At 56.2% G+C, this 13314-nt stretch carries 11 protein-coding genes; 7 read left to right on the top strand and 4 right to left on the bottom strand.

Annotated elements, in window-relative coordinates; all coding sequences use genetic code 11:
• Positions 1–98: 98 nt before the first annotated feature.
• Both A3850_RS11715 and A3850_RS11705 read left to right on the top strand, forming a co-directional pair.
• Positions 99–716, top strand: coding sequence for a NifU family protein (locus A3850_RS11715; protein WP_068216704.1), 618 nt, complete (start codon positions 99–101; stop codon positions 714–716).
• A 371-nt stretch (positions 717–1087) separates the two neighbouring features.
• Positions 1088–3589: a M12 family metallo-peptidase gene (locus tag A3850_RS11705; protein WP_068216699.1), complete on the top strand. Its 2502-nt coding sequence runs from the start codon at positions 1088–1090 to the stop codon at positions 3587–3589.
• A gap of 107 nt (positions 3590–3696) precedes the next feature.
• On the opposite strand, the gene A3850_RS11700 is transcribed toward A3850_RS11705, so the two are convergent.
• Positions 3697–4341, bottom strand: coding sequence for a hypothetical protein (locus A3850_RS11700; protein ID WP_157501085.1), 645 nt, complete (start codon positions 4339–4341; stop codon positions 3697–3699).
• Positions 4342–4627: 286 nt separating this feature from the next.
• On the opposite strand from A3850_RS11700, the gene A3850_RS11695 reads away from it, so the two are divergent.
• On the top strand, positions 4628–5974 hold the full coding sequence (locus tag A3850_RS11695; RefSeq protein ID WP_068216696.1) for a dihydroorotase: 1347 nt from the start codon (positions 4628–4630) through the stop codon (positions 5972–5974).
• Positions 5975–6599: 625 nt separating this feature from the next.
• Here A3850_RS11695 and A3850_RS11690 read toward each other — a convergent pair.
• Both A3850_RS11690 and A3850_RS11685 read right to left on the bottom strand, forming a co-directional pair.
• Positions 6600–8018 (bottom strand): S8 family serine peptidase, encoded by a 1419-nt coding sequence (locus A3850_RS11690; protein WP_197494042.1) that lies wholly within the window; start codon positions 8016–8018, stop codon positions 6600–6602.
• A 75-nt stretch (positions 8019–8093) separates the two neighbouring features.
• Entirely contained in the window at positions 8094–8639 is a 546-nt protein-coding gene (locus A3850_RS11685) for a shikimate kinase (RefSeq protein ID WP_068216694.1), read from the bottom strand.
• A gap of 98 nt (positions 8640–8737) precedes the next feature.
• Between A3850_RS11685 and A3850_RS11680 the strand changes: the two genes are divergently transcribed.
• Genes A3850_RS11680 through A3850_RS11670 form a run of 3 tightly spaced genes read left to right on the top strand, consistent with a single transcriptional unit; the run spans position 8738 to position 10488 of the window.
• Positions 8738–9223 (top strand): DUF1573 domain-containing protein, encoded by a 486-nt coding sequence (locus A3850_RS11680; protein WP_197494041.1) that lies wholly within the window; start codon positions 8738–8740, stop codon positions 9221–9223.
• A 10-nt stretch (positions 9224–9233) separates the two neighbouring features.
• Entirely contained in the window at positions 9234–9548 is a 315-nt protein-coding gene (gene yajC / locus A3850_RS11675; protein WP_068216692.1) for a preprotein translocase subunit YajC, read from the top strand.
• Entirely contained in the window at positions 9517–10488 is a 972-nt protein-coding gene (locus A3850_RS11670; RefSeq protein WP_157501083.1) for a YbbR-like domain-containing protein, read from the top strand. The genes yajC and A3850_RS11670 overlap by 32 nt, the downstream gene beginning before the upstream one ends.
• A gap of 37 nt (positions 10489–10525) precedes the next feature.
• Here A3850_RS11670 and A3850_RS11665 read toward each other — a convergent pair whose 3' ends face one another.
• On the bottom strand, positions 10526–12187 hold the full coding sequence (locus tag A3850_RS11665) for a caspase family protein (protein WP_068216688.1): 1662 nt from the start codon (positions 12185–12187) through the stop codon (positions 10526–10528).
• A 132-nt stretch (positions 12188–12319) separates the two neighbouring features.
• Here A3850_RS11665 and A3850_RS11660 point away from each other — a divergent pair, with 132 nt between their 5' ends.
• Positions 12320–13255, top strand: coding sequence for an N-acetylmuramoyl-L-alanine amidase (locus A3850_RS11660; protein WP_068216687.1), 936 nt, complete (start codon positions 12320–12322; stop codon positions 13253–13255).
• Positions 13256–13314: the final 59 nt, after the last annotated feature.

Below are 13314 nucleotides of genomic sequence, written 5' to 3'. Positions count from 1 at the left end.
AAAGATAATTTGCCGGCAAAGATAACCTCCCCTTCAACCCTGTAAGCGGTGAAACGTTTACGTGGCGAACCGGGCTTTCAACCCGCAAAACAAAAAACATGAGCGAAGTAGTCGCAAAAAAACGCCCGGTACTCCTCTACACCGAGCAAACGCCTAACCCCGAAAGCCTGAAGTTCGTCACTAATCGGATGCTCTTCAACGGTACGGCAGAGTTCAAAGAAGAAGCATTCGCCCGCGAATGGTCGGAGCTGGCCGCCGCACTCTACGACTTCCCCTACGTCAAGAAGGTCTACCTCGCCAACAACTACGTGACACTCACCAAGGAGTTTAACTATTCCTGGGATGACATCATGCTCAAACTCAAGGAGTTCATCAAGGACTACCTGCAGGAAGAGAAGCCCATCATTAAGGAAGGATTCGCCGAGGAGGTTGCCCGCCTCGAAGCAGAGCGCGGCGATAGCTACCAGTACAGCGAGGAGGATGGCGAGATCGTCAACCAGATTAAGGAACTGATCGATACCTACGTCAAGCCAGCCGTAGAGATGGATGGCGGCAACATCGAGTTCAAGAGCTACGAAGAAGGTGTCGTGACCGTTATCATGCAAGGATCCTGCAGCGGTTGCCCCAGTTCTACCGTGACGTTGAAGTCCGGCATCGAGTCCATGCTCAAGCGGATGATGCCCCAGGTGAAGGAAGTACGCCAGGAAATGGGCTAACCTTAATGAACTTTAACAATTAGCTATAGGGCCATCGGAAGCATTCCGGTGGCCCTTTCTATTTGAAGGCACCTAAGTGACTTATTACCAAGTCGTTGCCCAGAATTGACTCCACCAAATACCGAAAAGTTTTTGGCTTCTCTTCTTTAGTCGCCAGGCGACATGCAGAGGGGAGAAAGCCTTCATCTAGCAAGACATTCGGAAATATCATTATATATTTGGCGAGCATTAAGTACAACTCTCCGGCCTCACACACTTCATTCTCTTTTAGGCCCACGGCAATCTCCCGCAAGACACTTGACTGAAAAAATTTTGGCTCCCGCAACGGCGGCGAGCCCTCCTCATCAGAACAAGTCATTTAACAACCAACTATGCGTTCATTATTTTTACTCTCAGCGCTGCTTTGCACGGCACTGCTGACCCCGGGCATCAACGCTCAATCCCTTCGCCCCGCCGCCATGGTGGAAGCCATGCAGGCAGAATCTGGGTTCGAAGGCTCCTACAAACTATTCGTCGAGCAAAAATCCGCCCCCGCCATCGCGGAACTGGATGCCGTTGGCGCGGACTACCACGTAGTCAGCCTGGAAGCCAACTCGCTCGAAGCCATCAACAAAAGCACGCCGGATGCCCTTCAGTTGGACCTCCCCGGTCAGCTGGGCAAAGCGAACCTCGTGAAGGCCAACATCTTCGCGGAAGGCTTCGTCGTTCGGACGTCCACCAGCGAAGGCTACACCAAAGAAGGTTTGGGACTGCACTACCGCGGCGTCCTGGCTAACGACAGCAAGAGTGTTGTTGCTATATCCATCTTCGAAGGTGAAGTGAGTGGTACCATCTCCACGGCGGAAGGCAACTTCACGCTCGGCAAACTGCGCGGCAAGTCCGCCACCAACCACATCGTATATAACGATAAGGATCTCCCCGCCATCGACCTCGGTGAGTGTGCTACCCCAGATACGAACCTCCCCTACTCCCCCAAGGAGCTACTGGACCTCGACGTCACGCAGAAGGACGCCAACAATTGTGTAAACGCTTACCTAGAGATTGACAACAGCATTTACGCTCAGCGCGGTGCGGGAACGACTTCCTTCATCACCGGCCTTTTCAACCAGGTGGCGACGCTTTACGCAAACGAGTCACTGAATCTCGTCATGAGCGAGATGTTCATCTGGACGAGCGCGGACCCTTACAACAGTGGCACGAGCAGCGGCAACCTGAATGCCTTCCGTTCAAACCGTCCAACCTTTAACGGTAACATTGCCCACCTGATCTCCTTTCAGGCGAGTGGTGGTGTTGCTTACCTGGACGTCCTGTGTACGCCATCCTACGCTTACGGATTCAGCTCCATCCAGAATGGCTACAACAGCGTTCCTACCTACAGCTGGAGCGTGAACGTACTGGCCCACGAATTCGGCCACAACTTTGGCTCTCAGCACACGCACGCCTGTGCCTGGAACGGTAACGGCACGGCCATCGACGGTTGTTACTCTACGGAGGGCAACTGTGGTGCAGCACCGATTCCCACGGGCGGCGGAACGATCATGAGCTACTGCCACCTGACGAACGTTGGGGTAAACTTCAACCTTGGCTTTGGCACCCAGCCCGGCAACCTCATGCGTAACCGTGCTTATAACGGTTCCTGTCTGACGTCCTGCAGCACCGGCGGCGGTGGTGGCAACGGCGGCGGTGGCGGCGGTAACGGTGGCGGCGACGCTTGTACCGATACCGAAGGCTCCATCACCATCATTACTGACTACTACCCCGGCGAAACGACCTGGGAGCTTACGGACGCATCCGGTAACACCGTAGCTTCCGGTGGCCCCTACTCTAGCCGCAATACCACTTACACCGAAGATCTTTGTTTGCCCGACGGTTGCTATGACTTCGTGATCAACGATTCCTACGGTGACGGCATCTGCTGTGCTTACGGTAATGGTTCCTATACCATCAACGTGGACGGTACCGACGTCGCTACTGGCGGCAACTTTGGCCGGACGGCTACCGAGAACTTCTGCGTCGGCGGAGGTGGCGACGATGGCGGTGACGGCGGATCCGGTGGTGGAGACGGTGGCAACGGCGGTGGTGAAGACACCTGCCCTCCCATCGACTTTACGAACTACGTGCCCAGCACTTACGGAGGATCGCAGGACCGTGGTACAGTAACGGTAATCAACGAGAGCACCATCAAACTGAAGGGTAACGCGTGGAAAGACATCAACCTAGACTACACCGTAACGCCAAACACCGTGATGACTTTTGAATTTGGAGCCGTTAACAAAGGCGAGATTCACGGCATCGGTTTCGATAACAACAACGTGATCAGCAGCACCCGTACGTTCCAGCTGTTCGGCACCCAGAATTGGGGTATCCGCGACTTCAAGACGTACACCGATGCGGATATGGGTTACTACAAAACCTATACTATCCCCGTTGGTGAATTCTTCACGGGCACCTTCAACCGCATCACGTTTACGAATGACCACGACCGTCAGCCACGCAACGCGGAGGCCAACTTCCGCAACATTCGTCTCTACGAAGGAACCGCCTGTAATTCTAACCTCCCCGCTGGTGGTGAGCTCATCGACGGTGAGGCAGTAACCGCTGCTGAGATCATTGAGGAAGAAGTCATGTCCGTATTTCCTAACCCTACCGCCGGTGACCTCAACGTAGCCGTTGAAGTTGCGGGGCAAACGGAAGGTTTGGTGCGCGTGATTGACCTTACGGGCCGCACCCTCGTAAACCGCGCCGTGACCCTCGCGGCTGGCCGCCAGACGCTCGGCGTTGACGTAAGTCAGCTTCCTGCCGGCACCTACTTCCTGCGTTTGGAAACCAATAATGGCTTCAGCGCAACGTCGAAGTTCAACGTGGCTCGGTAAGTACTGACCGTATTCCAACACCTTCGGGTGAAGCCAATGAGAAGGGCCGCAAACACAGTTTGCGGCCCTTCTTTATTGAGCATCTGCTCATTATGTATTGGTTAAGCTTACCAGCTAAAACCAAAACGCGCTTCGATCTGGACGACTGCACCAGAGATATCGTTGCCGGTGATCCCTTCCGTATCAACGCCGTTTGCGAAGCGATATCCACCGTCGATGCCGAGGCGCATCACCTGGAATAGGTTAAGCTCAAGGCCGACCATGGCCTGGCCGATGAGCATCCGATCGCGTTCGAATTCTTCGCCAGCCCGATCGATGCTACCCGGGCCGAGGATAGCCGTGAAGCGAGGGTGAATAGCCGCGTCGCGGTTTGGGCTGTAGGCCATGATCACCCCACCCTGCCGGAAGTCATAGGCAGTATCATCGGTAGGGTTCTCGTCGATGTTGAACGATTCGCGGCTCTTCCAGCCTCCGTAGCCAAGGAAGAAGTCTTCGCCGAATTCCAGGCCACCGAAGCCACCGCGGACAAACGCCCACTCATCACCCGACGCAGAATAGTTGTAGGTCGGGCCGCCCCACAGACCGGTAAGGTCCAGGTCGCCCAGCAGGGTCCGCTCGCGCTTTTGCTTGAATTCGTGTAATTCATAGGTCTTCTCCTCGGGCTGGTACGCGAGCACGGCAGCGTCGCCACCAGTCTGGGCGGCCAAATTGAGGCCGAAGAAGCAAAGGAGGGATGGCAAAAGGTATCTCATGATATACTAGGTTTTTGTTGAATGTTTTGGTGTATGGTAGCAAGGGCTGTCGCCGCTACCCAAAGGTTGCATCCTGGACTCTTAATTTCTTACCCTCCGTTCTTTAAGGCAGCGTTAATGTCTGTGGCTAGCGGACTATAGACTGAAGACTATAGACTGTAGACTATAGACTAGCGCAGCCCGACCGCAGGTACAAACCAAGGACCAAGTAAGTAAGGACGATAAACCCTCCACGAATTATCTTCGCCGTCAGGGCGGAAAGTCCCCCTGGCAAAACACCCCTCCCATGCGCAAAGGCAGTATTCTCATCAAAGGCGGAACCATCATCAACCGTGGCGAACGCTTCGTCGGGGACTTATTCGTGAAGAACGGAATGATTGAAGCGATTGGCACCAACCTTGACCGCAAAGCCGACCGGGAGATCAATGCCGAAGGCTGCTACATCCTCCCCGGAGTGATTGATGATCAGGTCCACTTCCGGGAGCCCGGCCTCACGCATAAGGCGGAAATCCAAACCGAGAGCCGCGCCGCCGTTGCCGGTGGAACGACCTCCTGGATGGAAATGCCTAACACCATTCCCAATACACTGACCCAGGACTTACTACAGGATAAGTACGACCGCGCCGCAGCCTGTAGCCCAGCCAACTACAGTTTCTACATGGGCGGCTCCAATAACAACCTCGACGAAGCGGTCCGCACCAACCCTAAGAACGTTTGTGGCCTGAAGATCTTTATGGGTTCCAGCACGGGGAATATGCTGGTGGACAATGAAAAAGCATTAGACGCTCTCTTTGAGAAGAGCCCACTACTCATCGCTACCCACTGCGAGGACGAGGCCACGATCCGTGCTAACGCTGCTCTAGCCAGGGAGAAGTACGGCGAGGAAATTCCTGTCACTGAGCACCCCATCATACGGTCACCCGAAGGTTGCTACAAAAGCAGCCACCTCGCCATCGAACTGGCGAAGCGACACAACACACGGCTCCATATTCTTCACATCTCTACGCGGGAAGAGATTGACCTTTTCCGCAACGACATTCCTCTCGCGGAAAAGCGCATCACCGCTGAGCTATGCGTCCACCACCTCACCTTTAACGCGGGCGCCTACCACCGGCTCGGTAACAAAGTGAAGTGTAACCCCGCCATTAAGGACGAGTACCACCGCTCCGCCCTCATGCCCGCACTGCTGGACGATCACTTCGACGTACTGGCCACCGACCACGCCCCCCATACCGCGGAGGAGAAAGCTCGGACAAACTATTTCAAAGCGCCCGGTGGTCTTCCCCTCGTTCAGCATGCTCTGGATATGATGATGCGCTTCGAACAACGGGGAGAAATCACCCTGGAGAAAATCGTGGAGAAAATGTGCCACGCCCCCGCCGTCTGCTTTGAGATCGACCGCCGCGGCTACCTCGACGAAGGCATGTGGGCCGATATCGTCATCTACGACCCCGCTACTTCCTGGACGATTGCAGCGGATAATATCTTCTACAAGTGTGGGTGGTCTCCACTGGAGGGAGAAGCCGTGCAAGGGCGCGTCCGCCAGACCATCGTATCCGGCCATTTGGCTTACGATCGGGGGCTATTCTTTGAAGAGCAAAAGGGAGAGCGTTTGCTCTTTGACCGGGATTAGTGACTGTGGAGACCCGACCTCCGGTCGGGTTTGTTACCGGCTCCCGACGTCCACGTCGGGCTAAAGACTACCGCTTACTAAAGTTTGAGGCCGCAACCCTAAGTTGATAACCTCCTGATTTTAAATCCGGACTAGAGGTCCGGAACCGTCGCAATTTGGAGGCCCGACCTCTGGTCGGGTTGCTTACATCGTACGCAGAAAATACAGGCGTTCAGTGTACCCTTGGTGTACCCCAGCTTCCACAAATCCGAACCGAAGGTCCGGAACCAAAAAAAGAGAACCCTGACAGCGCACTGCCAGGGCTCATTCCAACTTACTGATACCAAATAAAAAATTCTTTGGGTGAAGGCACTAAAGTAACCAGCGAAAACACTGGCGGTTGCCCTTCAACCTTTGGTAAAATTAGCTAACGCGATGCGAAAGGCCAAGCCTTAGGAAAGAAAAAATACCGACGTCACAACACCAAATTTTGTCAGCGAATTGTTTAACCATCTGATCGCTATTGATTTATACATCGTACAAATTATAGATCGTCCTGTGTAGCCGAATAATACGGCTAGGTGGAGTCCCTATCTGGTGCCGGACGACGCAATCCTCGCCCATGACCGGGTACTATTGATTAATTCTACATCCGGCGGCTCTCCAGCAGGCGGTAGGCTGCGGCAAAGTCGGGGCGGCCGTAACCACGTTCGTTATCGGGCGCATCGGCCTGATCGGCCGTTTGGCGGACGGCATCCAAAATCTCCTGGTTGGTCGCATCGGGAAAGGCCTGGATCAAGCAGGCCAGCAGACCAGTTACGAGGGGAGAAGCGAGGCTCGTTCCGTTAGCTCCCGTGACCGCCCGGCCTGATGCGGTCATGGCCGCCACGTCAACACCGAGAGCGCTCACGTCGGGTTTGATGCGACCGTCGGCGGTGGGGCCGAAGCTGCTGAAGTAAGCTTTACTGCCGTCGCGATTGAGGGCGCCAATGGCAAATATGTCCTTGGCGTCAGCGGGGATACTGATGAACTTCCACTTGTCGCCACCGGAGTTGCCGGCGCTGGTCACGAGGATCATCCCCCGAGCGAAAGCGGTAGTCGCCGCACGGCTAGCGGGGCTCACCTCACCGGTCAGGTCAGCGTAGGTGTAGTTCATCCCTTTCTCCCCAAACTCGGAGTAGCCCAACGAACTGTTGACGATGTCTACTCCAGCGCTGTCCGCCAGCTCCAGGGCGACGGCGTAGTTGATCTCTTCCAGCCGGTGCTCTCCCTTCCCATTTTCGGTGGTGAAGAGTACGTAACGGGCAGCCGGTGCGGTCCCGACGAAGAGGAAGGGGCGGAAAGTGGCCATCGTACTCAGTACCGTCGCGCCGTGCGTGCCACCATCCAGGGCAGTTTCGTCCTGAGCAACTACGTCGTAGTTGGCCGGGATGGCGGCCTCATCGTCATAACCTAAAAAGTGTCGATTTCCTACGTAGGGGAACCCACCATCCAGGACGCCCACCAGGACGCCATCGCCCCGGTAGCCCCACTGGTGGAGGCTGTCTCCGTTCATCTGTTGCAAGTTCGTCCATCCGTAGCCATAGTACCGTTCGAGGACGGGGACGGTATCCACTTTCGGAGCTGGCCTTTCAAAAGAAGGAATGACTGGGTTGGCGCCAGCGCGCTCGTACTGAACCGGGGCGACGTAGTACACCGTATCCACGAAGGGGAGTTCGCGTAAGGATATTACCTCCGGCCCTGCGGCGGCGACCACTACCCCATTCATCCATTTGCTTTTCAACCAGAGTTTAGCGCCAGTCCCCTGGACCCCCTCTACGTAGTTGGGGGTCAGCGGCAAATCGGTTTCAGTGATGATCGCGCCATGGCGAGCACGTCTGAGAATCGCTTCCGTAGATAGGTAGGTAGATGGGTCTTCAATTGTACCGGGGCTACCTGCTTTGTCCGAAAACCCCACGAAGTACATCCCGGTTTCCGTCCGGTTCTGGGCGGTGGCGACGGTGGTGAGACCAATGAAAAGAACAGCGGCAAGGCATAGTCTGCTGCTGAAGGAGGAAAAGCGCATAAGTTCGTTTTGGGAAGATTTGGCTACCGACAACGGTAGCGGTATCAGCATCAACGGTGGGTAATTGTTTCTGTTTTACTCTCGCTCGCGTAATCGCTCCAGCAGCTGATCCACGACAGGAAATTGGTCCGAATCGTAACTAAGCGTTAGGACAGCCTGCTCGTAAGTACTCCGTCGCACGGTCATCTCACCGTTAATGAGCTCGCGGAGCGCCCGGTCCTCCTGCAACAAAGGGCGGTGGGCACGTTCGGCTACCAGCCGGTCAAAAAGGATATCTTCGGATGGGTCAAGGAATACAGTCGTCCCTACTGAATTCATGTATTGCATCCCTTCAAAATAACAGGGAGCTCCTCCACCCGTTGCTACGACGGGGTTACCCAGGATTGACCGCAAGATTCGGCTCTCCAACAAGCGGAAGTTAGCCTCGCCGTAATCCGCGAACAGCGTAGAGATACTTTTGGTGGTCACTGACTCAATCAGATCATCCAGATCTACGAAAGGGACGCTCAAGGCTTCCGCGAGCAGGCGCCCGGTGTGGGTTTTTCCGGACCCCATAAAACCCGTCAGAAAAACGATGCCGGGCTCCGGTAGCAGGGGGCTAAAGTGCGTTTGATGGTCCATGCCGCCAAAATAACAAAGCGACACCTCACGGGTACCGATCAGCTTAAATTACTCTGGTTTGCAGTGTACCTTTGCTACCCTTTACTAATCCTCTGAACATGGTCTTCCGCCTCCGGCAACTTCCCATTCTGATCGTCTGCCTTTTGCTCGTCGGAGTCCTGAGCCATTGTACCTCGGCACCCGCGGCAGCGCCCGAAAATGAAGTGGGTGAGTTGGGAACGAATGCCTCGATCATCCGCAACCCCGTAGACCAGGGCCAACTGGATACGGTGAACGTGGCCAAAATGACTTTTGCGGAAACGGCTTACGCTTTCGGCCAGGTCAAGGCGGGCGCGGTAGTGAAGCACAGCTTTGAATTTACGAATGATGGTAAGGTGCCCCTCCTGATCACCAACGCCCGCAGCACTTGCGGATGCACCGTACCCAGCTACCCGGAAGCTCCGATCGCACCGGGAGAGTCGGGCGTTATCGAGGTAGCTTTCGACACAAAAAACAAGAATGGTTACCAGGAAAAACCCGTGGTGATCACCGCAAATACCTACCCGGCCCGCACGACGGTTTACGTCAAGGGGCGGGTAGAATAAACCAAGAAATATGCAATCTATATTCCTTCAGGCTGGTGGCAGCCTCGCCACGAATGGCCTCTTCATGATGGCCATGCTCGTCGTCCTGATCTTCTTCATGATCATCCCCCAACGCCGCAAAGCCAAGGCGCAGAACACTTTTATGGATGGCCTGAAAAAGGGTGACCAAGTAGTTACCGCCAGCGGAATTCTGGGCCACATCGATAAGATGGAGGACGCCATCGTCACCCTCAACGTGGGCAATAAAACGTACATTCGGGTCACCAAGAATGCGATCTCAAAAGACCTGACGGATGCTATCTTCCCTACGGAAGTGGATAAGTAATAACCCCTGGAAGAAGATGGCCGATACCGATCGGCAAGTCTTCGCCATTTGCGTAACGGCAGCTTTCGTTTTCTGGCTCATCCTGAACCTATCGCAGGATTATACCGTGGACCGCGAGGTAAAACTGGACTACCTGGTTGACCCCGAACGCGTCCTCGTCGGCTCCATGCCCGAAAACATCGAGACTGACGTCACCGGTACCGGCTGGGCGTTGATCTGGGAAGGCATCCGCCCCGGTCCGCTACCGGTGGAAATCGACGTACGGCAGCAAACCGATAACCGACTTACCCGAGCGGAGCTGGAGCAACAGATTCAACGCCGGCTCTCGAGCGGTGCTCTCTCCGTTTCCTACATGGAGTTTGAGTCGGTGCCACTCCTCACCACGCCATTGGAGGGTAAGCGCGTTCCCATCATTCCCAATATTGACGTGACCGTCGCGCCAGGATACATCCTCACGGATTCTTTGCAACTTTCTCCTGATTCGGTGACCATTAATGCGGGGCAGGACGACCTGGAAGAGATCAACTCATGGCCTACGGAACCCCTCACCATCGAGAACCTCACCTCCGATGCTGGCGGTGACATTGCGTTGCAGCCCTCCGGTGCGACCACCATCAAACTTAGCCGGAACGAAGTGCGCTACAGCCTGCGCGCGGAGCCATTCATCCAAACGAATCTACTGGTGCCGGTAGAAGTAATTAACTCGCCGTTGGGTGCCAGTTATGAGATCACGCCCCGGGCCGTCAACATCACCGTCAACGTACCGCAATCGGTGTACGGGCGGCTGAGGCCGAGTGATTTTCGGATCGTAGCTGACGTAGGTAATCAACGTGACGGCAGCTTTTCCCCCAACGTCGCGCTGCAAATCGTTGACCAGCCCGCCAGCGTGATCAGCGCTTACCTCGACCGGCAGGTAGTGACTTACTACGCCATTCGCTAGCCTCATTTCGGGTCTGCTCTACCAGCGTGAGTTTACCTTACCGCCGGATCACACTGATCGGCATCCGCCCGTCGTAGACACCGGTGAGGGTGGGCGTCTGGATGTTGCCCGTATACCGGCGCACCTCCCGGTGAACGAATCCGAAAAGCTCTTCGATGGATACGAGTTGGTCCTGGTTAGCATCTGCCTCGCCCTTCATACCCCGGATCAAGTAGTGGCTAAAGATGCCGGAGCGGAGCCCGCCATCTTCCAAACTGATCTCCTCCCCCTTACTCGAAAGCAGGAGCGCAGTGGACGCCGAGGCATTGTTTAGCCCTTCGTAGTAGGCGGCGAGGGCCTCGGCGGCGCCGTTGTTGCGGGCGGCCAGGTCGTTACCGTCATCATTCCGACCGCCGAGGCTACCGCTGTGGCAGGCATCTGCGATGACCAGTTTGTGCTTGGCGCGGCTGGCCAGCAGGGCATCGCGGAGCTGGTAGTGTTCGAGCTGGTTATTGTAGCCATCGAAATCCACCGGCAGGAAGGCGCCGGGGATACCGTGGCCGGAGAAGTAGAACAGGATGACGTCGTTCTCATCCGCCCGCAGGAAGATCTCCCGCATGGCCATCTGGATATTGCGGTGGGTCGCGTCGTCGTCCACCAGAATCTTCACCTGCTCGTCGGGTAGTGCCCCACCCTCTACTGATTTCAGGAACGCATAGAGGTGGTAGGCATCGTCGTCAGTGTACCTAAGTGTCCGCATGTGGGAGTAGCGGGCGGCACCCACCACGACGGCCCAAACTTTGACGGCTTCATCGTAGTCGGGGGTAATTTCACGCGCCGGGCGGCCAGTGGCAGAAAAGATGCGGCGGTAGATGCGGCCGTTATTCCAGATGCCGCCGCGCATTTCACCATCGGCGAAGTGCATGATGCCCAGGCCTTCCGGTTTATGGTTGAGGAAGCCTCCGTAATAAATGTTGCCGTTGGGGTAACGGACGGTGCCATTGCCATTGGGTCGGTTGTCGCAGACCTCACCGCGGTAGATCCGTCCGTCGGGGTAATTGATTCGGCCATTGCCGTTGGTGCATCCCAGCGCGCAGTCCGGTAAACTTGTGGGGTCGCCCCGGAAGCCAAGTTGGGTCCAGTCCGCCTGGAATTCATCATTCAACCACTGCCCTTCTAGTTCAGCGCCGTTTTCGAATACGATCTTCCCGAAGCCGTGGCGGGCGGAATTTAGCCAGGCACCTACGTAGTAATCGCCGTTGTCGTATTCCATCGTCCCCTGCCCCTCGAGGCGGGCGTCGGTAATTTGCCCGCGGTAGTAATCCCCGTTAGCGAAGCGGAATTCGCCGGCGCCGGCCACCTGGTCCGCCTGCCAGTTTCCGACGATGCGGTTGCCATCGGCGAAAGTGATGGTGCCCTCCCCCTCGCGTTTGCCCCGCACGAAGTAGCCGAAATATTGGGTCCCATCCGCCTGCGTCATCCGGCCTTTTCCGTGCTGTAACCCCTCCTGCCAGTGGCCAGCGTATACCCCGCCATCGGGGTAACGGAGTAGGCCGATGCCGTGGAATTTTCCACCTACGAAGCGGCCGTCGTAGTAGGCACCATCGCTGTATTCGAATTTCCCTTTCCCATCAGTACAGTTGCCGCTGACGCAGGTGCCGGGTTGGGACCACAGGGCCACCCCAAAACAAAGAAATACCGCAATGAGAAGAATACGCATGAATGGGATAAGTTAAGCGACGGGAGGAAAGGGGAGTAATAGAATCCGCCATTCTCTGAAAAAATTGCCATCAGCCTACCTTAAATTTGGGAAACTCCCAAAGAACGCCGCCCCACCAAACCCAACCCACGGATGGAAACCTTTTTACAGAGCCTCGTAGACATCGTTGCCGGATTATTTGGGGGCGACCCGGCCCGGCCAAAGCCACCACAAAATCTTCCCCCCGGCCTACCTCCCGGCCCAACTAGCCCCCGCGTTACCGACCCCACGGAGCCGCAGGACAGTTCGGAACTCCGCCCGGAAGACCACGTACTGATCACCCACGAAAACGAAGCACCGCGTATCACGGATGGGCCTGAATTTGACCCCGTGCCCGCTCCCCCACCCGCCCGCGATACCGACGGGCCACCCGAGCAACCCGGGCCCACGCCTAGCCCCGTACCCAACTCCCCCGAATACCGTTCCCGGTACTTATGGTGCATCGATAATGGCCACGGCGCCCTCAGCCCGGGGAAGCGGAGCCCGGTCCTGGAAGATGGCCGCCAGCTATTTGAATGGGAATTCAACCGCGACGTAACTAGCCGCATCATGGCTAAACTCGAGCAGGTCGGCGCGGCCTACTTTGAAGTCACCCCTGAAGTACAGATCGGCAACTTTCTGCAGGAGCGCGTCCGCCGCGCCAATGAACTCAGCAGCGCCCTACCCAAGCTCTTCGTAAGTGTACACGGTAACGCCGGCCCCGCGCCGGATATGCAATCCTTCACCGGAGACAACGTCCGGGGGATCGAAACCTGGCATTACTACGGGAGTACGACCGGGCGTAAAATGGCTGCTGTTTTTCAGCGCCACCTCATAAATCAAACGGGGCTGCGCAATCGTCACTTACGGTCTAAAGTGAGTGGGCAGTTCTACGTACTGCGGGCTACCAGAATGCCGGCTATCCTGACGGAGAATGGCTTCTACAACAACCGCTTCGAACTTCCCCTGATGTTGACACCGGCCTTCAGGCAGCAGGTGGCGGATGCGCACGTGGCGGCCATCCTGGAGATCGATCGCGATGGTTTGTAGGAGGTAGATCTGCACAACCCTTATGCGGGCTGCCTCCACCGCTAAGCATAACGGATGCT

The sequence above is a fragment of the Lewinella sp. 4G2 genome, from assembly GCF_001625015.1.
Lineage (GTDB): Bacteria > Bacteroidota > Bacteroidia > Chitinophagales > Saprospiraceae > Neolewinella.
The sequence above is the reverse complement of the archived record's forward strand: the minus strand, read 5'-3'. Positions and strand labels throughout refer to the sequence as shown.